At 35.9% G+C, this 22,724-nt stretch carries 18 protein-coding genes and 1 pseudogene; 1 reads left to right on the top strand and 18 read right to left on the bottom strand.

Going from position 1 to position 22,724, the window contains the following annotated elements; translation table 11 throughout:
* Positions 1-88 precede the first annotated feature (88 nt).
* From NFR46_RS06680 to NFR46_RS06665, 4 genes are all read right to left on the bottom strand, one after another.
* The gene (locus NFR46_RS06680) at positions 89-595 is read right to left on the bottom strand and encodes a hypothetical protein (protein WP_251575818.1); all 507 of its coding nucleotides are present in this window, start codon (positions 593-595) and stop codon (positions 89-91) included.
* 58 nt (positions 596-653) lie between these two features.
* Entirely contained in the window at positions 654-1,958 is a 1,305-nt protein-coding gene (locus tag NFR46_RS06675) for an NlpC/P60 family protein (protein ID WP_251575815.1), read from the bottom strand.
* A 210-nt stretch (positions 1,959-2,168) separates the two neighbouring features.
* Positions 2,169-4,178, bottom strand: coding sequence for a hypothetical protein (locus NFR46_RS06670; RefSeq protein WP_251575813.1), 2,010 nt, complete (start codon positions 4,176-4,178; stop codon positions 2,169-2,171).
* A 112-nt stretch (positions 4,179-4,290) separates the two neighbouring features.
* Positions 4,291-6,603, bottom strand: a complete 2,313-nt coding sequence (locus tag NFR46_RS06665) for a peptidoglycan amidohydrolase family protein (RefSeq protein WP_251575811.1) — start codon at positions 6,601-6,603, stop codon at positions 4,291-4,293.
* Between the two features lie 284 nt (positions 6,604-6,887).
* On the opposite strand from NFR46_RS06665, the gene NFR46_RS06660 reads away from it, so the two are divergent.
* Complete coding sequence (locus NFR46_RS06660) at positions 6,888-7,637, top strand: hypothetical protein (protein WP_251575809.1); 750 nt, start codon at positions 6,888-6,890, stop codon at positions 7,635-7,637.
* Positions 7,638-7,765: 128 nt separating this feature from the next.
* On the opposite strand, the gene NFR46_RS06655 is transcribed toward NFR46_RS06660, so the two are convergent.
* From NFR46_RS06655 to NFR46_RS06590, 14 genes and pseudogenes are all read right to left on the bottom strand, one after another.
* On the bottom strand, positions 7,766-8,740 hold the full coding sequence (locus NFR46_RS06655; protein ID WP_251575807.1) for an acyltransferase family protein: 975 nt from the start codon (positions 8,738-8,740) through the stop codon (positions 7,766-7,768).
* Positions 8,741-8,752: 12 nt separating this feature from the next.
* Entirely contained in the window at positions 8,753-10,330 is a 1,578-nt protein-coding gene (locus tag NFR46_RS06650; protein WP_251575804.1) for a peptide chain release factor 3, read from the bottom strand.
* 100 nt (positions 10,331-10,430) lie between these two features.
* Positions 10,431-12,131 carry a hypothetical protein gene (locus tag NFR46_RS06645; protein ID WP_251575802.1) on the bottom strand — a complete coding sequence of 567 codons (1,701 nt, stop codon included), beginning with the start codon at positions 12,129-12,131 and terminating at the stop codon, positions 10,431-10,433.
* A 27-nt stretch (positions 12,132-12,158) separates the two neighbouring features.
* Positions 12,159-13,223 (bottom strand): acyltransferase, encoded by a 1,065-nt coding sequence (locus tag NFR46_RS06640; protein ID WP_251575800.1) that lies wholly within the window; start codon positions 13,221-13,223, stop codon positions 12,159-12,161.
* Positions 13,224-13,256: 33 nt separating this feature from the next.
* Positions 13,257-13,464, bottom strand: a pseudogene (locus tag NFR46_RS06635) (glycosyltransferase); the annotation flags it as partial.
* A 221-nt stretch (positions 13,465-13,685) separates the two neighbouring features.
* Positions 13,686-15,188: a BCCT family transporter gene (locus NFR46_RS06630; protein WP_251575798.1), complete on the bottom strand. Its 1,503-nt coding sequence runs from the start codon at positions 15,186-15,188 to the stop codon at positions 13,686-13,688.
* A 4-nt stretch (positions 15,189-15,192) separates the two neighbouring features.
* The gene (locus tag NFR46_RS06625) at positions 15,193-15,906 is read right to left on the bottom strand and encodes a sugar phosphate nucleotidyltransferase (protein WP_251575797.1); all 714 of its coding nucleotides are present in this window, start codon (positions 15,904-15,906) and stop codon (positions 15,193-15,195) included.
* 1 nt (position 15,907) lies between these two features.
* Complete coding sequence (locus NFR46_RS06620; RefSeq protein WP_251575795.1) at positions 15,908-17,644, bottom strand: phosphotransferase; 1,737 nt, start codon at positions 17,642-17,644, stop codon at positions 15,908-15,910.
* A 167-nt stretch (positions 17,645-17,811) separates the two neighbouring features.
* Positions 17,812-17,997: an IS3 family transposase gene (locus NFR46_RS06615; protein ID WP_277612859.1), complete on the bottom strand. Its 186-nt coding sequence runs from the start codon at positions 17,995-17,997 to the stop codon at positions 17,812-17,814.
* 11 nt (positions 17,998-18,008) lie between these two features.
* The gene (locus NFR46_RS06610) at positions 18,009-18,419 is read right to left on the bottom strand and encodes a hypothetical protein (RefSeq protein WP_251575791.1); all 411 of its coding nucleotides are present in this window, start codon (positions 18,417-18,419) and stop codon (positions 18,009-18,011) included.
* Between the two features lie 478 nt (positions 18,420-18,897).
* Positions 18,898-19,152, bottom strand: coding sequence for a hypothetical protein (locus tag NFR46_RS06605; protein ID WP_251575789.1), 255 nt, complete (start codon positions 19,150-19,152; stop codon positions 18,898-18,900).
* Positions 19,153-19,221: 69 nt separating this feature from the next.
* Positions 19,222-20,232, bottom strand: coding sequence for a glycosyltransferase (locus NFR46_RS06600; RefSeq protein WP_251575787.1), 1,011 nt, complete (start codon positions 20,230-20,232; stop codon positions 19,222-19,224).
* 17 nt (positions 20,233-20,249) lie between these two features.
* Positions 20,250-21,107: a beta-1,6-N-acetylglucosaminyltransferase gene (locus NFR46_RS06595; protein WP_251575785.1), complete on the bottom strand. Its 858-nt coding sequence runs from the start codon at positions 21,105-21,107 to the stop codon at positions 20,250-20,252.
* A 120-nt stretch (positions 21,108-21,227) separates the two neighbouring features.
* On the bottom strand, positions 21,228-22,673 hold the full coding sequence (locus NFR46_RS06590; protein ID WP_251575783.1) for a C39 family peptidase: 1,446 nt from the start codon (positions 22,671-22,673) through the stop codon (positions 21,228-21,230).
* Positions 22,674-22,724: the final 51 nt, after the last annotated feature.

Below are 22,724 nucleotides of genomic sequence, written 5' to 3'. Positions count from 1 at the left end.
CAATTCAGCCTATCCGCAATATCTTTCAGTCCAAAATAAAAAATCCATAATCTACGTCACTGTAGACTATGGATTATGTTATATTCAATTATTTTCCAGTAACAGAAGTAGCCGTAACATGGAATGAATGACCGTTACCACTAACAATCCAATCGTTAATTCCATTTTGAACAGCCGTATATCCATCAACCTCATCAATTGAAGGTAATCCAGTAGCTGGCTTACCTGAGATACCAGCATTGTTTAACTGATTACCGATATGTTCTTTAACAATATTTTTGGCATCTTGTGCTGTCATTTGTTCACGAGTGCTTTGCTCTGATGTCGAAGTAGCAGTAGTAGACTTACTACTAGAAGTAACATTACTGGATGAACTACTTGTTACTGCAGAACTAGATACTGACTTTTCACTTGTCTTCTTACTTTGATTAGTAGAAGTAGCCGCGGTCTTACCAGAAGTTTTTGCACTTTTTACAACCTTACTTGAAGATGCATCATTACTTGAATTATCCTTAGTAGAACTACTTGAATTACCACAGCCTGCTAAAGTAATCATTAATGCACCGGCAGCAACAGTTGCCATAAGTTTTTTCATATAATAATGCTCCTTCTTCATTAATTGTTTCATCTATTATCTTATATTCTAAGACTAATTACAACACAACGTAGTAACTTGCTGAGTAGTACTTAGTGTAACCAACTTTAATTACGTCACCAGGTTCTGGAGCATGGACATATGCACCATTACCAAGAGAAATAGCTACGTGGTATGGTGCGCTATCACTACCATAAAATAGCAACGCACCCTTAGGAGCATTAGCAACGTCATAATGGTGAGTACCTAATGCTTGTTGTTGGTAAGTTGTTCGATAGTTAGCGCCTAAGCCATATGCCCATTGAACTAACCCAGAGCAATCAAAACCAGTAGATGGATTATTACCACCCCATACATAAGCACGACCACGCATTGACATTGCCTTATTTACGGCTTCACTATGATCATCCAACCAAGCACCATTGGATCCAAAATTATATGTCTTACCATCAATCGTTTGAGTACCAGTAAGCATATTAGCATTGGTGGTATCGAAGTAGTACCAAACATTGTTAATCTTTTGCCAACCAGTTAAAGCCCAAGCGTTAGTAGTATCAAAGTAGTACCAGAAACCAGCGTTAGACTTGTACCAGCCGGTGTTAGCCCAGGCATTACTTTCATCAAAGTGGTACCAGTTGTTATTAATCTTTTGCCAACCAGTTCTTGCGTCAGAGTTAGCAGGGTCAAAGTAATACCAATTACCTGCTTGCGATTTAAACCAACCAGTTCTCGCATCAGCATTAGTAGCATCAAAGTAGTACCAATGATTATTAATCTTTTGCCAGTCAGTTAAGGCCCAAGCATTAGTAGTATCAAAATAGTACCAATAATTATTAATCTTTTGCCAACCAGTTTCAGCCTGAGCAGTTTCATTATTAAAGTAGTACCATAGACCTGCCTGTGATTTATACCAACCAGTTTGGGCATTTCCTTCATTGCCAAAGTAATACCAGTTATTGTTTACTTGTTCCCATTCATTAGTAACTTTGGCATTATTGTTGTAGTAATAAGTATTGCCATTTTCTTTAGCCAAACCGTTTTGGGCTACTGAAGTTGTTTGATTAACTTGACTAGCAACGTTAGTGGAAAAATTATTAGTTGTTGCTGGCTGTGCTGAGACAACATTATTACTTGCACTAGCAACACTATTATTAGTATTTGCATAACTAGCTGCCACAGTTGCACTTTCAACGATTTGTTGTGATTGAGCAACTTGAGTAGTTGAAGTTGCATTGTCTTGAGCAACCACATCGGCTTGAGCGTCAGTAGCCATTGTTATACCAAAAGCTAATGAAGCAATAGTAATTCCCATAGTCAACCATTGCTTACCACTCTTATATAACTTGTAATGTTTCTTACTCATAAACTAAAATACAACTCCCTTTAATTCGTTCATCAATAATTTCAACGATTACTACTATACAATAAATTTTTCTTAAAAAGTTAAATGTCGTCAGTTTGTTAATGAATGTTGCCGTCTTGTAATATTAGTGAAATTTTTTGTTACAAAAAACGTCTTGACCATTATTAAGTCAAAACGTTCTCAATCAATAAAATATTAAATTCAACTTAATTAGTAGCCACTCCAGTAACCATTGCTGTAGAAGTAGTTGCTCTTACCATTAATATTTTGCCAACCAGTCATCATTGCACCGTGCTTTGGATAACCTGGATTAAAGTAGAACCAGTGACCACTTAACCATTGCCAATTAGTAGCAGCAGCGTAACTATCTGATTGGAAGTAATACCAAGTACCATCTTGACTCATTTGCCAACCAGTAACTGGGTGGCCTGCTGCATCAAGGTAGTATAACTCATTGTTATCCCGGTTAGTTGTCCAGCCAGTTGACATCCAAGCATTTTCTTGATTGAAGAAGTACCAATAACCACGGTACCACTTCCAGCCAGTATAAGCATTAGCATTAGTAGCATCAAACCAGTACCAGTGACCGTTAATCAACTGCCAGCCGGTTAAAGCCCAGGCATTGTTGTAATCAAAAAAGTACCAATAACCAGCTGGTGATTGGAACCAACCAGTATGTGCCCAGGCATTAGTTGGATCAAAGTAATACCAGTTTCCTGCTCCAGATCTAAACCATCCTGTACGTGCATCAGCATTCACTGGATCAAAGTAATACCAGTTTCCCGCTCCAGATTTAAACCAACCTGTTTGCGCCCAAGCGTTAACTGGATCAAAGTAGTACCAATGATCGTTAATCTTTTGCCAACTAGTTAAGGCATGTCCTTCATCAGTATCGAAATAATACCAGTGATTATTAAGCAATTGCCAGCCAAGATATGCACTTCCGTCACCTTTGAAGCCGTACCATTTGCCATCAACCTTTTGCCAGCCGGTCTTCATCGCACCATAAGAACCATCATGATTAATATTAAGGTAATAAATATTCCCATCAATCTTTTGAATTCCAGTAACCATGGAACCATCACTTGGTGTGAAGTAGAACCAGTTGCCATCTAATTGCTGCCAACCTTGTAGAGCCTTACCATCGTTTCCATAGTAGTACCAAACAGTCTCGGTAGTACCATCTTCTTGCTTAACTTCTTTAGTCCCCCAACTATTAGGAGTTCCTGTTGGTAAAAACGGATTAGTATTCAAGTAAGCCAGTTGAGCCTTCAAATAACCATTAATTGTATTTTTCATTGAAGCAAGAGTATTGGCTTTTTCTGTTTCGATTGCAGTTAGTTTTGCTTGATTTTCTTCCTTCAATTTTTGTAAAGCATCACGATTACTTTGCTCAAGCCTATTTAAGAAGCCGCTTTGAGCAAGTGCTCCGATAAATAAGGTCTTAGCTGTTGCTAACGCGCTTTCCCGAGTTTTCTTAGCTTCTGCTAATTCCTTTTGAGCAGCTTCACTCTTCTTTTGGGCTTCTTCATATGCACTCTTTGCTTCAGCACTCTTCTTTTCTGCTTCCGCAACTGCGGCTTCAGCATTTGATTTATCATCACTTGAAGCTGATGCAGCGACCTTCTTAGCGGCATCTAAGTCAGAAGCAGCATTAGCACTAGCTACCTTGGCAGCTGATGCAGCGGTTGAAGCTTGAACGGCTGCATCACTTGCTTGAGCATATGCAGCATTAGCACTTGAAGTAGCATCACTATATGCTTTATATTCTGCTGGGGCAGCTGATTCGATCCCAGGAATTTTTGTTGGATCGGTATTTACAGCACTAGAGGCAACTGCATATGCTGAGGAATTAGCATCAGATAATTCTTTTTCAGCTGCTGAATTTGCTTTAACTTGAGCTGCACTCTTAGCAGCATATTCAGAATCAATTGCAGAAGACTCACTAGCAATTGCTGAACTAGCGGCAGACTTAGCTGCACTAGCAGTACGTGTAGCACTAATTGCTGAGCTTGCAGCAGCATAACTATTAGCTGCTGGAGTTGCGGCTAAACTAGCAGAAGTATTAGCCTTAGCTGCATAGCTTGAGATTGTATTTTCGGTAGCAATGTTATCAGCACTTACTTTAGTGTTAGATGATAATAATCCAAGTGTCAAAGCAGCACCGGCAACTAAAATCGTATTTCTCAATTTATGAGAATGAAGACTCTTGTTAGTCATTGATGATTCTCCTTTTTTACGCTTAATCACAATTATTTTACAACATCTATTTTAGAATTAACACCGCAATTAATAATAAAAGATCCCATCAACTGATGAGATCTCATTATCATTATGCCCAGTAGAAGTTAGGACGATAAACCATTTGGTATGGCCGATCATCATCGTTCCAATACCATTGATAGTTAAATTCTTGAACAGCTTGACCAGCAGCACCATACCGAGAATTTGGATTTGAACTCCAGTAGTATCCACAAGTTGAGATACACATTGGATCTGAGCCTGCAGTAGAGATAACTACCGTATGACCTGCTCCACCAGCAGAAGCACCTGGGTTACCCCAAATCACAATATCACCGTATTGAACATTTTGAACGCCACGGCCACGTCCGGCAAGGTAGTAACCATTTTGAAGCAAGTAATTACCTAAATCTAAAGTGGAATAAGTATGGGCAGGTGTATGACCACCAGCGCTCCATACAGCTTGAGTCATTGAACCAGAACAGTCAGCAGTTCCATCAGCTCCAGTTCGTGAACCGTACATTGAATAAGTTAACTTGCCTTCACGGGCCAAGAACCAATTAATTACCCGTTGACTAAAGCCGACAAAGGCACCATTACTTTGCAAGTTTACCCAGTGACCATCAATCCAGTGACCGCCAGTCCACATATTAGCATTGGTTGGGTCCATGTAGTACCAATTATGACCGACAAATGTCCAGCCAGTATGTGCCCAGGCATTGTCAGGATCAAAGTAGTACCAGAAGCCAGCTGGTGATTGATACCAACCTAAGACAGAGCTTGCATTTGTATTATCAAACAAGTACCAGTGTCCATTAATCGATTGCCAACCAGTTCGAGCTGAACCATCATTGTTAAAGTAATACCAGAAACCTGCTGGTGACTTATACCAGCCAGTGGTTGCGGCTGCATTATCACCAAAGTAGTACCAACTACCGTTTACCTTTTCCCAAGTATTTGCTACCAAACGATTATTACTCTTAAAGTAATGATTATTTCCCAGCTTATTTAAGCCATCAGCTAGATTACTCAAATCCAGATCGCCAGTAGTTGAATTGAAGTATAAGGTTTGTCCATTCACAATTGCTGAATTTTGGCGAACCCCAGTAACAAGATCGTAATATTGTAGTGAACCCGTAGCAGGATTATAAACTAATCCCTTTTGCTGACTCCCTGATGGGTTAAAGAAGTAGTAGTCGCCATTAATTAAATGAATACCTGTAAACATTTGGTGATTCGTAGGATCAAAGTAATAGCGGTTGCCATTAATTGTTTGCCAACTAGATAATGCTGAGCCACTGTTGTTAAAGTAGTACCAGTTTCCATTAACCAATTGCCAACCGGTCCTCATCGCACCGTATGTACCGTCATGCTGATCATTAAGGTAATACAAGTTGTTATTAATAGTTTGAAGCCCAGTAAACATTGTATTATTCGTAGAATCAAAGTAGTACCAATTGTTACCTAACCACTGCCAACCAGTTAAAGCCCAGGCATTATTAGTGTCAAAGTAATACCAGCTGTTATTTAATACTTGCCAATTTTTAAGCGCCCAAGCATTAGTTGGATCAAAGTAATAACGGTGACCGTTGATCGTTTGCCAACCAGTCCGTGCTTCTCCATCTTGATTGAAGTAGTACCAGTTATTATTAATAAGATGCCAACCAGTGTAGGCAGCACCATCATTAGCACCGCCAAAGCCATACCAACGGCCATTAATTTGTTGCCAGCCATTCTTCATTGCGCCATAAGTACCGTCATGTTGATCATTTAAGTAGTAACCATGGTTATTAATCTGTTTTAAACCACTTTGCATAATTGAACTGGATGGATCAAAGTAGTACCAATTATTTCCTAACCATTGCCAACCGTTCACAGCCGCACCATTATTAGCAAAGTAGTACCAATCATTACCTACAGTCCGCCAACCAGTTTGCATTGCACCATATGTGCCATCGTGTTGTGGATTTAAAAGGTATTTACTATTGTTAATAGTTTGTAGTCCCGTCTCCATCGCACTATTTTGCGGGTTCAGATAATACCAATTACTATTGATATATTGCCAATTAGTAGCGTTTTGACCATTATTAAAATAATACCAATCATTCTGGCTGGTCTGCCAGCCGTTTGCTGTTTGCCCACTAGTATTCTTCCAACTGGTAGAACCGTTAGAATCTGTTTGCTTAGTGTACCCATTAATCTCTGTTGGTGTTGTTAAATTACTAAGTTGATCACTAGTAACGTCATTTTGAACCTGAGCAGCAACATTTGACTGAGTAGTTGCCGTAACAGTTGATTGCTGATCATCAGCGTAGACACTCGAAGCACCCATAATCCCGAGCACTGTAATACAAGCAGTTAACCAAAGTTTGCCAGCTTTATACAACTTAAAATGATTTTTCATAGGATCCTTACCCCTCCATAAAATTAAACAATTCTTATATTAACACCAAATAAAAAAACTAGATAGAGATCTTTCTATCTGGTTCATTTACATCATTATTAGTACTTCTTGAAACTGCTGATAATAAACTTACTAAGTTTATATTACCTTCATAATTACTTCTATTGCTGTCAATAAGCTTTATTTTCTTCATTACATTGCATATTTATTACTTAAATATTTCAAAAATGTTACAATATAGATGAAAGGAAACTAGATAATAGCTTAGAAAGGGGTGCTACATTATGTTAAAGATGCAAAATAAAATAATCGATAGCTTATTAGTATGTGTACTTGCACTAGGGTTAGGTGGCTGTGCAACTAGTAGTGTAGCTACCCATAAGGCAAATCACGAACCTACTAGCACTAAGATTGCTAAGCAAAGTAGCCATAAAAAAGCTATTACAGAAACTAAGCAAGAAAATTCTAGTAGTCAATTGCCAACTAATAAAGAAGCTAAAGCTATTACTAATAATAAATTAGCAGCTAATACTCCTAGTCAAAACTCTGCTCAGTCATCCTCAACGAATCAACAAACTAGTACGACTAATCAAGCTAATAATTTGACATCAGCCACAAAGAACAATTCAGCTACTCAAAATCAAAAAGCTATTCAACTAGGCACCAATGATCTTGCCGTTTGGACCGATCAATACGGGATTGTTCACCACATTGACAGTAATGGCTTAGATCACCAAACTATTCCTGGAAGCGTTCAAGATCACTACGAAAACTGGTCAGGAGCTTTACCAAGTAACGCTCAGGTTGTTTACAACGCTGGTCCAATTATTCCAAATCAATCAGATAAAGTTCAACATAATAACGGTGTTCAGTTAGGACTTGGTGATATTGCAACCTGGACCGATCAATACGGAATTACCCACCAAGTTGATAGTGATGGCATGGATCGTCAGACAATCCCAGGCAGCACGGAAGTTCATTACCAAGATTGGTCGGGACCACTGCCAGATAATGCTCAGGTAATACATGATTAATTTAAATAAACTAAAAAGACTATTGATTGATCGAAAGGATCGATTTAACTTAATAGTCTTTTTTAACTTGATTTAACATTTCATGATTATTAAATTTAATAGAATATATTATCAAAAATACTGTATTTCTATAATGTTACCTTTCTTTTATAAAATCTCTGAAATAGGATAACCAACATAAGAATTCCTAAATCAACAATTAAACGAGCCAAAGCTGCTAGCCACGGTGAACTTATAAGTCCCCCCCAAAATACCCAATAAAAATCTAAATGATGAATACATAAAACGGCCAAAGTATGCTTTCCTATCGTTGCAACGTAATTACTTATTTTGAAATCTTGGCTTCCCATAGAAAGGTAAGATATAACTACTGTACCAGCTACTGCCTCTGCAACAGATACCAAGAAATAAGGATAATGCCTTGTAGCCATCTCAATATTAATGGAGTTCTGTAAACAAATTATCCAATACACGAAACATATAAAAATAAAGGTAGGTAATATATATTTCTTAATATTTATCTTTCCACTAAAATAACCTTGCTTCAAGACTGAACCTACCCACATAAATAAAGCTGCTATGGGAATAATATCTAAATCTTGTGGTAACCAGTGATGTAATGATATTAAATATGCAAAGTAAGAAATTATTCCAAGGATTACACCAATATATTTATTATCAAAAAGCACTTGTAACAAATCAAATAAAATTTTTGCCCATACAAATACTATAAGAAACCACATTACGCCTACGGTACTAATCGCATGTGCTTCCCCATAGGTATTTGAGCCTCGAAAGATCCCTATAAGAGTGTCTAATGCTATATGGCTCACTGAGACTTTCCATACTAGTACTTTTTCTACACTTAACAAAATAATCATAAATATCGCTAAGAGAAGCATTTTCAATATCTTTGGTAATTTTGATTTCCACTTAGAGTAGGTCAACACCGCACCCGATGTAAATCCTGACAATATAAAAAATAGTGGCATATGAAAAGAAAAAATAAATGTTCTAATATTACCACTAATTTCATGTCCGACAATCATGAGGATAATTGCAATCCCCTTTGCTATATCTACCCAAACAAGTCTCTTTCTCATAAATAAATTCTCCTACAACTTCGCCGTCAACTTCACATCAGGGTACTTCTGCTTGAACCAGTTCTCGGCAAATTGATTTTCAAACAGGAATAGTGGTTGATCGTGAATATCCTTAACAAGGATATTCCGTGATGACGACATCTTCTCATCAAGTTGGTCTGGATCAATCCAGCGGGCTGTCTTATTCCCCATTGGTTCCATCACAACTTCAGAATTATATTCATTTTGCATCCGGAATTTGAAAACTTCAAACTGCAGTTGACCAACGGCACCAAGAATATAGTCACCAGAAGTATATGAACGGAATAATTGCACCGCCCCTTCTTGAACTAACTGGTTAATCCCCTTATGGAATGACTTCTGCTTCATCACGTTCTTTGCTGTTACCCGCATAAATAATTCAGGAGTAAATTGTGGAAGCTTTTCAAACTTAATGTCTTTTTTACCAGTATAGATCGAATCACCGATTTGGAAGTTACCAGTATCATACAACCCAATAATGTCACCGGCGACCGCATTTTCAACGTTTTCCCGAGTATCTGCCATAAATTCAGTCACGTTAGACAAACGAATTGGCTTCTTAGTCCTTTCAAGAGTAACATCCATCCCCCGGTCAAATTCACCTGAACAAATCCGAACGAAAGCAATCCGATCCCGGTGTCGAGGATTCATGTTGGCTTGAATTTTGAAAACAAAACCGGAAAATTCTGGATCAAGTGGTTTTACATCCCCATCATTTTCCGTATGGTGATCACTCGGTGCTGGGGCAAACTGAAGGTAAGTCTCCAAGAACGTCTGCACCCCAAAGTTAGTTAATGCTGAACCAAAGAAGACTGGTGTTTGATCTCCAGCAGCGATCTTCTCCCGATCGAGTTGGTTACCAGCAACATCCACTAATTCCATTTCATCTAAAGCATCTTGCCATTCACCATCATTAGCCAATGGATTATCGCCCTTAACATTACCATCATCGTCCAATGGTAAATACGGATTGTCTCCATCAACGGGGTGAGTTAAGGCAACCCGTCGATTAAAACGATCGTAAATTCCCTTAAATTGCCGTCCTGAACCGATTGGCCAGTTAATCGGGTAAGTTTCGATCCCTAAAGTCTCTTCAACCTCGTTTAATAAGTCTAGTGGATCACGGGCATCCCGATCAAACTTGTTCATAAAGGTAAAGATCGGGATCCCTCGCATCTTACAAATTTGGAAAAGTTTCTTAGTTTGCGGCTCGATCCCCTTAGCAGAGTCAATCACCATCACTGCAGAGTCAACTGCCATTAAAGTCCGATAAGTATCTTCAGAAAAATCTTCGTGCCCTGGTGTATCAAGGATGTTAATTCGTTTTCCCTGGAAATCAAACTGCATTACGGACGAAGTAACTGAAATCCCCCGCTTCTTTTCAATCTCCATCCAGTCAGATTTGGCAAAATTACCAGTCTTCCGGGCCTTAACAGTACCCGCTTCACGAACAACTCCACCAAAAAGTAAGAGTTGTTCAGTAATCGTTGTCTTACCCGCGTCCGGGTGTGAAATAATTGCGAACGTCCGCCGCTTATTAACTGCCTCAGCAAGTTGTTTTGGTGACATTTTATTTTCCTTTCATAACTAAAATCAAAATATAATCTTTATTATTTACAATGAACTCTTTTATAAACAATCAATGTAAGTAGCAAAATTTATCTTAATCCTAAAATATTTTAGCTTTATTTTTAGCTACTCGTAATCTTTTTTCATTAATTACTAATATTATAAGTAATAAGATAAATAAAATGATCGATATACATGCGAAGATTTTCTGTAAATTCGTAAATCTTGTTTGTACTTTTATAACATTATTTCCTTTATTGATTTTAACCTTCAGGCAACCATCCTTAGTTCGGGCTTTCTTTACATCATTACCATTAACTAGCACATTGTAATGCAATCCGTTATAAATAAAGAATGGTAATTTTACTATTTCGTTTGTTGAAGTTTTTAAGTGAAAAATAACTCCATTATATATTGGCTTTGTAGGAATAATCTGCTCTTTATGATTTAGTAATATTTCACCTTTTATTAAACTATTACTGTTTTTTAACGACGTGTTTGGCCAATAGTCTAAATTACCAACACCACCATATGTTCCTTCAGTTGTTTCTTCAAAATCTTTATTATTATTAATTCTATAATTACCAAATGGAGTGCTCTGATGTAAAACATAGTAATTTGAAACCGTATTATTTTGATTCCGATTATTAATGAATGTGTAACAGTTACTTAACCATGTAATACAAATCAAGGACACAATAACTAATAATTGTTGAGTTTGATTCTTAAATATATAATTTGATGCTGAAATAATACATACTAGAATTAAAAATATAATTAAAACTCTAAACCTAATAACACCCTGAATATGTTTAATTGGTGTTTTATTGAAAAAGTGCCAAAAACCATTTGATATATCAATAGAAATAAAAATATAGACAAGACTTAATATACCAAGTATTTTTGATCTTAAGTCAAGTTTTTCCCAATTTAGTAAAACTATTATGAAACATATAGTAATTACCAACCCTAAAATAGAATTCAACAATGCTTCCGTAAATTTATTTACAGAATATCCAGATATATTACTAGACACTGGAGTATTGATAGAATGATTTTTTAAATAAATTGTTAAAAAATTAAGCCAGAAAAAAGATGTTATAAATAATGTTGTAATTACTGCATATCCAAAAGCAACTAAATTATTAATAGTAATTTTTTTAAACAGAAAAGCTATTATAATAATAGATACTATTAATGAACTGTAAATAAGTGTGCTGACTAAATGACAATAGATAGTGCCTGACATCCCCAATGATAGAATTAACCAATCTTTTTTATCAGTAAAAAAGATTGAATAAGTTCCGTAAGCAACACAGGGTAGAAAAGCCATTGCTGAAGCCTGTGCTAAACTAAATGAACCAAAAAATATATCAAAAGTATAGGCAGAAAACGTATACAAAACAGAAAACGCTAATGCTTTATTTTTATTTTTCCAAAATTTATTTCCAATCCAGTAAGCAATAATCCCAATTATTACTAATATCGTAATAATTCCAAGATATGTTGCTAATACATAATTGTGAATAAATAGCATCCAAAACGAAAGAGGATATAAATACAGAAAGCCATATACCATGTTCACTGGTGTTCCAAGATGATTTAGTGAAAAGGTATTTATCGGTGAATAAAAATGTCCACTTTTTAAAATCTTATATTGATCGAAAGCACGGTTCAAATGAAAGCCCATATCAACGCCTGTATATAATACACAATTGTTCAAAAATGGCAACATCATTACTACACATAAAACTATTATGATAAGTATATCAAAAAGTTTTCTATTATTTTTTATCATCATGAATTTTCCTTAATGTAGCTTTATTAATTAGGGCAATATATATTTAGTAATTTTTATTTTCTTTAATGCCAAAACTACAATTTCTAAAATAAAGTAAGTAACTATAGGTAATAAATATATATGCACAGGATTATTCAACACTGGCAAGTATGAATTCCATTTTGCTACCTCAACACCGTATACAATTTTGTCAAACAATGCGTAAGCTAATGGATGTAATATGTATATTCCTAATGTTGCACCTGAGAGTTTCATAAACATATTCAATATACTTCTATTAGAAATGTAAGTTGTTCCTCGCTTAATCAATAAATAAAGAGCTACAGAGTATAGAAACGGCCCAATATTATTTAAGTAGTTAAATTTACCATTAGTCAAAACATCAATAATCGACAATACCAAACTGCCTAATCCAACGTATATCAAAATATTTTCTACTCGGTTTGGTAAGTAATTAATTCTTATAAGATAGCCTAATATAAAATAACCTAAATGTGATGAAGAAATCAATGGCTGTGCAATAAATCGTGTATCTAAATTTAAATGTATTAATCCTTGTAAATAAAGTATTCCATCATTAAAAATAAAATACCCAATTACAATATATAGCAGTATTTTTTTATTTTTATGAATTAAGGTTGAAAAAATAGGAGTAACTATATATAAAGCGATAATTTCGTAAAAAAACCAGAAAGTATTATTAATATCATTATTAACAAATGATAAAATAAAATCCCTCACACTAGGATGGAAATGAAAAATTGGGCCTGGAAATGCCCCGTACTTATTAAAAAAAGTATCAAATAAATAATAAATAACAGTCCATACCAAAAATGGAAGTAAAACTCGCTTGCTCCTTTTTTTTATAAAGTTCTGGGTGCTTTGTCTATCACGATAATCTAATAACGTTGCTCCAGAGTTCATAAAGAAAATATAAACAGCCGGTATACATATTGTTTGCAGTAGTCTGGTAGCAAGAAAATTAGAATATCCATCGTTTCCAAAATGAGCCAACTGTGAAGAATGTAATACTAGGACAAAAAAAATTGCCAAGCAATTTAAAACATCAATATAATGTATTCTCTCTTTCAAAGTAATTTACTCTCTCCTTCAAAAAGACTTTTTTTAATTGTACTTCATTTTATCTGTATAATTTTCTTTTTCAATAAGAAAACGTGGTCGGTGCTTTACCTCAAAGAAAATTTTACCAACGTACTCCCCTATAACACTAATAGAGACAAGTTGACCTCCCTAAAAGCCAAATAGAAATCATTAGCGATGACCACCCACTAACAACGTGACCCAGACACTTTTCTACTAAAACATAAATCATACAAAAAGTTAACTTTCTTTTCACACAAAAAATAGACACCAATTATTACAAAAATATCGACCACTAATTTACCAAAAAAGTGTAAAAATAAGTTAACTTTCAACGCACTTAAATATTGTATATTATAAGTCCACCACTTAAAGGTACTATGATAAGCATAGTGATGAATTACAATCGTAAACATACTCAATATCCGAAGTAATTCAATACCCGAATTACGACTACTCTTTTTTACCATTTATTTTCTTACTCTCCCTATAAAACCCAACCACAATCATGAGCATCACGATCATCGTTGGTAATGCCGCAATAATGGCTACCGATTGAATATTATACAGATTACTATTACTAATTAACAGCGCCATTGGCAATACCATAAACACAATTGCCCAAAAGCCCCGAATAGTTTTACTAGGTTCTTCTTCGATTGCAAGGTGCTTATATGAATACTTAGAGATAACCATGGTAATAGAATCAAACACTGTCGAATACAAGCCAATCATTGCTAAAGCCAAAAGAATCAGGGCAATGCGATACTGAGGCAAAGTTTCCATTAATTTAATGGCTACCCGGGCATAGTTTTTGCCATCTGAGATTAGTTGAGTAGCGTTGACTAAGCCTCGGACTTGACGAGACATCCCAAAACCACTCAGTACAATGAAAGCACAAAAGGTTCCACCTAGGCCCCAAGCATAACCGCGTAAAACTACATCCTTAATTGTCCGTCCCCGACTAATACTTCCAATAAAAAACGGTGTCGCCACACACCAAACGATCCAATACGACCAGTAGTAGATCGTCCAATTTTGGGTAAAACCATGGCTATGAGTTGTCGTCGCCATTCCGATAAAATTTTGGGTTAAATTCCCTACTGCCTGGACACCGGCATCGACAATATAACTAAAAGAACCGCTGAAAAGTAAAACATAGAGTAATAAGCCAATAAAGAAAACATAACAAATTGTACTTAACCGTGAAATTGCCTTCATCCCAATTACTGAAGCAATCAGATAAATTGAAACAACCACGCAAATTAAAATAATCGACAGTTGCTTAACCTGACGGATTCCAAAAAGGACACCAACCGTTTGCGACAATAAGGGCATGGACATGGAAAAGGTAGTCGCTGTTCCTGCGATCAAAGCAAAGATCGCAATCAGATCAATCAATTTTCCCGCTATGCCATCAGTATATTTACCCAGTAATGGTCGACAGGCTTCTGAAAATTTCTGCCGTTTGTTTTTGGTTACATATAGCATATAGGCAAATGCCACCGCCAACATTAGGTAAAACGACCAAGCAATCGGTCCCCAATGAAACAACGAATAGGTTAACGACCATTCCGTTGTTGTCCCTTTTTGCTTAATAAAAGGCTCACTGGAATACATTAGCCATTCACATAAGGAGTAAAAGATAATATCGGCTGACATGGTCGAAGTAAAAATCATGACTCCCCAGCGAAGGTTTGAATATTCGGGTTTGTCCGTTGAATCACCGAGCTTGATTCGGCCAATCCTTGAAAAGGCAGCGTACAGTGTACTGATAAAAAAGAACAATCCCACCAAAATATAGAGAAACGATAATTGATTGTTTAAGAATAACCGAATATCTTCCAAAATAAGTTGTGAATTTTTAGGGAAGCGTTCTAATAAAAAACTCAGACCCAAAACAACAATAATCGGAATAGTAACTAAGGACCAGTCAATTTGTTTATACTTTTTCACGATCCTATCCTCTCTTGGTCAGCTGCTGATCAACCTGTTTCAATTGGTCGACACTATCAATTTCGATAATATCGTTAGCCGTGATTGGCATTACATATAATGAAAACTCATCAAAGTAATCAAACATGGCAATATCATCCCAGTAAATATCGTAGTGATGAGCATATTCAAACTCTTCTTCTAAATAGTCTTTCAGACGCAGACTATCTTCCGCCTGCCATTTTGATAGGCTATATAAACGCCACCCATGATCATTTCCCGAGCGATCGCATTGTAAAATCTTACCATTTTGATCGGGATGCATAATCCACTCATCAGTAAATTGACTAATCTCTGCTCCAGCATATCCAGAATGAAGAAATTCTCTCTTCAGTAACTTCGGGTTCATCACTAATTGATCACCATCCAGGATCATTGTATTCTTTAACTCGTTACGAGCTACATATAATGAGGAAATATTGTTGTACTGGTTATAGTATGGATTGTTGAGCAATTTTACTCCTGGATACTTTTCTCCCAGATAATTAAATTGCTCGGCTAAATAACCGACAACAATTGAAATATCATAAATTCCATTTTGGTGCAGTCCCTCAATTACTGATTCAATCATTGGTTTCCCCGCAACCTTAATCAGCGGTTTAGGCGTCTTATAGGTTAACGGACGCATTCGTGTTCCCAACCCGGCTGCCATAATAATTGCGTTTTCTATTTCTGCCATCTTATTTCCTTTCCAAGTACCGAAGCACCTTTTGACTGTACTCTTTGGCGTACCGATACTGTGCTAATGAGTATTCACCAAAGTCTAAGCCTAATGACTGCTTATATTCGCACCAATTACTCCAAAGCAAACCACAAATAGCAACATAAGCGTAAATTTTATACCGAATAGTCTCACTGACTGAATGTTCAAAATATAAGTCGATTAAGTGATCGATCTGTGGTTGATCGTACATTGAGTAAATTGCAAACATGGCAATATCGACATGGGGATCCTGCATACCAGCATATTCCCAATCAATTAAGAAAATATTCCCTTGTTGATCAAACACAAAATTATCGGCATTGGCATCAATATGACATAGCGTCCACTCTTTATCTAACCGCTCAATATATTGCAAGAGCTTTTCTACTTGTTGCTTAACCTTACCGTAATCACGATAAGCAGAAGGAGCACTGCGTAACTGCTCATACTTATTAATTTGACCAGCTAAATCAAACTGATGATCAACTTTTAAATTCTCCTGATGCATTTGTTTCAATAGGTGCATGCATTGTTGAACATCGTCCCAATTATTAGGATCACAATTTCGGGAGTTTTCAATAAACTCAGTTAGTTTATAGCCGTTTTTGGGATTCAAATACAAGGTCCGTTCCACATAAGGTAATCCTTTAATCTTTTGATAAACATCGTATTCTTGGTGACGATCAATTAGTTGACCAGTTCCTGCTCCAGGGATCCGCATAATGTATCGTTTTCCCTGACAAGAAAAGATGAAAGAACGATTAGTCATCCCCTTCTTCAAGACGTGAATCTGATTAATTGCTTCTCCGGGAACGTTTAACGTTTGTTCAATCACATCGATTGCATCGTTCTTTAAATGATTAGAATTACCATCAAGATCACGCAATTCTTCATAAGAGTTGATTTCGGCATAATCATGATCATCAACCAAGTTGGAATTGATCACCGAACCATGAAAGTCTAAAGTTGATTCCCAGAACTGATTAAGTCCATCACGTGAGTCTACCCGATCAATTAATCGTTGTTTTAGTTGTTTTCCTAACTCATTATCCAAATATGCGAGGCCAACCATTCGATTGCCGTCTTGATTAACTGGCTTAATGTTTCCTCGATTGGTTACTTGCCAGTTTGAACCCGAATTAGTTTGTCGACTAAACATATACCATGCTTGATCTTCAAGTGCTGAAAACGGATTGTGCTTAAACCAAAGATCACACGGAACAATATAACTATTTTCTAGATAATCCTTAGCCAGATACAATGAATACAGGTTATTCCATTCACCATATTTAGTATTAACTATTAGTTCAACACCATATTGATCGATCAAGTATTCATAATGTTCTTTCATAAAGCCAACGACAATTTTAATCTGCTTGATCCCTTTAGCTTGAAGCTGCTTGATCAGGCGCTCAATTAACGGTTCTCCATTAATTTCTAGCAATCCTTTAGGCTCCTCAGTATTAATGGGAACCATCCGCATCCCAAAGCCAGCAGCTAAAATGACTGCCTGTTGAGGATGGTGATTTTTAATGTACTCTTTTCCCTTAATCGTTAGAGACAGCTCCTCATTAAAGAAACCATTCTGCTTCAACTGATCTAATAACTGATTAACCTTTCCTAAAGAGATATTCAACCGAGTTGCCAAGTCTCTTTGAGTTGCTTGAGGTTTTTTTAATTTTAATTTGAATAAATCTAGTAATTGTTTGTTCATATATTCCATCCTTTTATATAAAATTGAACAGTGATATTTTATCACCGTATAGCATATTTTTAAATATATTATGCGGTGTTAAATAAAAAGATTCTTACCTTTATAAAAAAGTAAGAATTGGCATTATAACACCATTGAAGTGAACCCTGTAAGTTGGACACTTTAATTTAGGCAACTTTTTCTAAGACAAGATTTCGATATTCAATCGGCGTCTTGTCTTTTAATATGTGCTTAATTCGATTCCGATTATAGTATTCTATCCACTCCTTCATGGCTTTAATCAATTCCTGCTTAGTTTGATAATGATGACCATAATACAATTCGACTTTCATAGTGTGAAAGAAACTCTCCATTGGCGCATTGTCTAAACAGGTGTCCGGCGTAACATGCTTTGAAAATATGGTTTTTCTTTAGTGTTTGATGCCACACATTCATTTGATATTGGATTTTTTTGGTCACAATGTACCGTTATGCGGTAGTTAAGCTTAGGTTGCTTATTAATTTGCTCAATTAGCGGTTTCATCACGAAGTCAGTAGTAGGATGATCACCGATATTGTAACTAACAATTTCACCAGAACATAAATCTTTAATCGGTGAAAGGTAAACTCGCTCATCCTGGCTCATATTGTCATAGCGGTATTCGCTCACATCAGTCACCATTTTTTGATATGGGCGATCAGTTTTAAAGCGACGGTGTAGGTGATTCTTAGTCTTCTTACCCTGAGGGCCAACTGACGAATCATATTTTCGAGTTTCGACAGCCCTTTCTCCCACATTAGACGACTCACGCGTTTGTGATTAACCTTAATGCCACGACGGTATAGTTCGTCAGTCACACGATGGTAACCCTAGCCCCTGAGTGCTGTTGCTTGATGTCCTTAATATTTTTTAAGTAGTTCTTAATTATCTTCTGGCTCTCGGCAATACGCTTGATAATAAGACGTGTTTCACTTAAAGGCGGTGTGTGGCAAAATTTCCGTTAAGTTAAATCCAAATTCGTGTCTTAGTTCTTGAATGATTTGATATTCTTCTTTGACTATTCGCAACATTGAACTAAGGCGTCGAGTTTTTTTAGTATTCGTTCTCCACTTTTAAAGCTCGATTCTCTGCTTTTAGCCGATCTAACTCTGATAATTGCTTACTAGCTTGACGATTATGATTAGTTGCCCGTCTTCTTCTGGTGAACAGGGTCTCAATTCCACGTTCCTTAACCTTCTTTTGCCAAGTAACGATTGTCCCTAGATTACCAATGTCAAATTGAAGTGCTATTTGTAGATACGAAATCTTGTATTTTCCAATTTAAGATTTTTAGTTTGAAATCATCATAATCATATTTTGGCGAACGAATTTCTAGACCTTGAACCCCATACTTTCGATAGCGAGCTACCCACTTCAGGACGAAATCACATCTCTTAATACTCAACTGACAAGCACCCGTCGTTGAACCAATTTCAGATAAATATACTTGGATTATTTTCAGCTTAACTTCTAAACTAAATTTAGTCATAGTAAAACCCCATTAGTTGGAATTTTTTGTCCAACTATGGGGCACTTCAAATCTCCATTATTATCTAATTTAGTCTATTTTTTTAATAAGCTCATTAATTGCTGTCGTTAAAAACTGCCCACTTCTCATCTTTTCTGCGACTTTTATCACATTTTTTTGGAGTTCTTTATATTGAGAACTTGGTACTGAATGCAACAAATTATCAATCTCATTTAAATTACTTATAGTTAGTCCAACATTATATTTTTTTACAAATTCTGCAATTGCCGCTTTATCCCATACGATTACAGGTAATCCCGAACTTATATATAGTGAGAATTTATGAGGAGTATTGTATCTTAAATACTGACCATACATTCCTTTGCAAGTCTCTGCTGATACCCCATCCCATACTAGACCATAATCACCATTTAAATGACTAGGAAGTTCCTGTGGTGAAAATTGCCCCATATATTTAATCGATTTTGAAAATGTAGTTTCAGAGTTAGGACCAAATACACAAATACTAGTTTTGCATTTTAAATCGCTTAAAAATAACGCTTTTCTTAAATTTCCCGCATAGCATATCCTTCTCTGATAATCTTTTTTCTCAATTATTGGATTCTTATTATCATAATCCCAAGCATCTAATGTAGTAATAGGCTTTACTATACCACCTTTGACTAAAAGTGACTTCATCCTTTCATTTAATGCTACTAATCCATCAGCTTTAGCAATAAATTCAAATTCACTCTGCCTTACATCAGAGTATTTGGAATCATTAAAGAAACGAATAGATTCTAAATCGTGAATTAATAAAATAACTTTCAGCTTTTTATTTTTATATGCTGCTTCTAACCATAATTTTCTCAAAAAAGGTTTCCCAGAAGGATACTGAATAACAATTATTCCACTAAGGTTCCTAAGTATATATCTTGCCCAAAAGGATGACCATACTTTACCTACTTTTGATGAAGGTACCTCTATAGAAATAAAACCATCTTTTTTTAGAAAAGTTACGGCATCTTGCTTAGCCTTAACTCCACCCGTGTTCTTTTCGCTATCATGCCATTCTAAAACATACTTATTGATTTTTCTCACTCCTTAATTAATACGTCTTAGGGAAGTAACCGTATTAACTTATCTGAATACGGACTCTCAAATTTTCGGCCAAACATTGCGTTACTTTTCTTGATTGCTTCATAATCACGCTCATCTAAAATTGCGGGGAAACTATTATGAATATGTTCCCACTTAATAAAACGATGATAATCATATTGTAATCGTGATTTAAATTGTGGAGCATTACACATAATTGTCTGTACCCAAAATTCATCAGAGAAACTTCCTGTTTTTAACATTTTACGGAAGTTTTCGTGATGATCAAAGTATTCCAGACAGTATTGAACGGCATCTCGGGGTAAATCACACCAATTAGCCCCCGTATAGATTTCAAGATCGATTCCTAATTTCTTTAACTTATTTACCCTCAGTAAGCTCTGAGTCCAGGTACTCAAACGGTTATATACTTTACCAAGCATAGAGTGACGATCTATTTTATCATAATTATAATAAAATTTTTGCCAATTAAGGGCATTGTCATGTCCTTTTTTTACGTCGGCCTTATAGTAACGCAAATAAATATTGTCATTACTTTCGTAAAATCTATTAATCTCCTCAACTGGTTTCAAGGGCCAATCCTGTCCTGAAATTAAGTGAATATAATCAATTTCTGGATCTTTCATTGCCCGACGCATTAATTCAACAGCTACTTGACCAATTGACCAACTTCCCCAATTGACACTAATTTTTGAGAAGTAATCTACACCTAATCGTTGAAGCTCCTTTTTCTGTGCTTCTGAAACTGAAGTTTTTTTATCGAAGTGAATAATTACTTTGAACGTTGACCTAAGTTTTTTTGATAATTCAATAACTTGATCAACATCTTTATGAGCAATAATAAGAACTACTTGCATAAACACATACTCTGCTTTCTTATATTAATTATATCTAACTCAATAATTATAATTCATTAAGTTTATTGAAACAATTATAAAAAGGACCTTACCTAACACAAGGTAAAGATCCCTTATCTCTTAATCAACTGTAATTGCTTGTCCTGCGTATTCGCGAGCAAACTGACTAACTGTAATCCAACTCTTTGCACCATAGTCGAAGGCATTCCATCCAAATGATCCTTGACTCGCATAACTATAGCAAGGATCAAAAATCCGGAACCAACCATTTTGGTAACCTACAATTACCTTAGCATGATTGTGATGCGCATAAGATCTTTCATATCTTGAATATCCATAATAAAGTACTGGTCGACCTGAATTAATTGTATCAATTATTTGTCGTACGCTACTTCCAGAAATATTTCTGACAGAAGAGTCAAAATGATGAGCAAGTTCTACTAAGGAATCAGGTTGGATAATTAGGTAGAACCCTACTCCATTATAAACATTCCCTGCCTGACGATACTGTAAAAGATTTACTTCATATCCCATATTAATATATTCTTTAGGACTTAACATCATTGCCAGAGAGTAAACAGAACACCCTTCTCCAACAGGAAACTGACTATACCATTGCGGAAACCATAAACGGCCACTATTATCAGCATGGTAGGTCCAGCCATTAACATTTACCCAACGGTTTTGGTATAAATTAGCATTAACCGGATCAAAGTAATACTCAATTCCATTGATAATATGATATCCAGTATCTGCCCAAGCATTAGTTAGATCAAAATAATACCAAGCACCATTTAGTTTTTGCCAGCTATTGAAGGCAAAGCTGTTTGCACTTTGATTGTAATAATAGACATGACCAGCAATTTGATTTAACCCATCATTAAGAATAGTAGTATCAATCACTCCAGTTAATGGATTGAACTTATAGGTGTGACCCTTCACCGTAAGTTCAGTTTGCCGAATACCGGTACTTGGATCGTAATACTTTAATAGCTTAGTATTAGCATCAACTAACATTCCCTTTAATTGATGCCCAGAAGCTGGATCGAAGTAATAGTAATTACCACTAATTAAAGTATCCCCTGTTGCCATTTGCGCATTTTCTGGTTTGAAGTAATAAGTGTTACCACCAAGATTTTGCCAACCAAGATATGCACTACCATCACCTTTGAAACCATACCAATGACCGTCAACATACTGCCAACCAGTCTTCATTGCGCCAAATGTTCCATCTGCCTTATCATTCAGGTAATAGAAATTATTGTTGATCTTCTGAATACCACTTTCTAGAACTGCGGTTTCTGGATTCATGTAGTACCAGTTGTTATCAATATTTTGCCAATCTTTATTTTGATTACCATTATTAAAGTGGTACCAATCATTGCCAGCGGTTTGCCAACCATTTGCATTTTGACTACTAGTATTCTTCCAAGTACCATTTTGATTCGTATAACCGTTAATGTTGGTAGTTATATTTGAATCATTAGACTTGTCATTATTACCTAAAAAGTACTCGTTTTGAGTCGAGGTGACTTCAGTATTATCGGAAGCGGATGCTTGGTTCAAATTAGCTGAAACTGCAAATGATAATACAGCAACTGCTGCAGTAACTCAAAG

Origin of the sequence: Limosilactobacillus agrestimuris (assembly GCF_943193105.1) — a bacterium.
Lineage (GTDB): Bacteria > Bacillota > Bacilli > Lactobacillales > Lactobacillaceae > Limosilactobacillus > Limosilactobacillus agrestimuris.
Note: the sequence above shows the minus strand (reverse complement) of the source record. Positions and strands in the feature narration are given on the sequence as shown.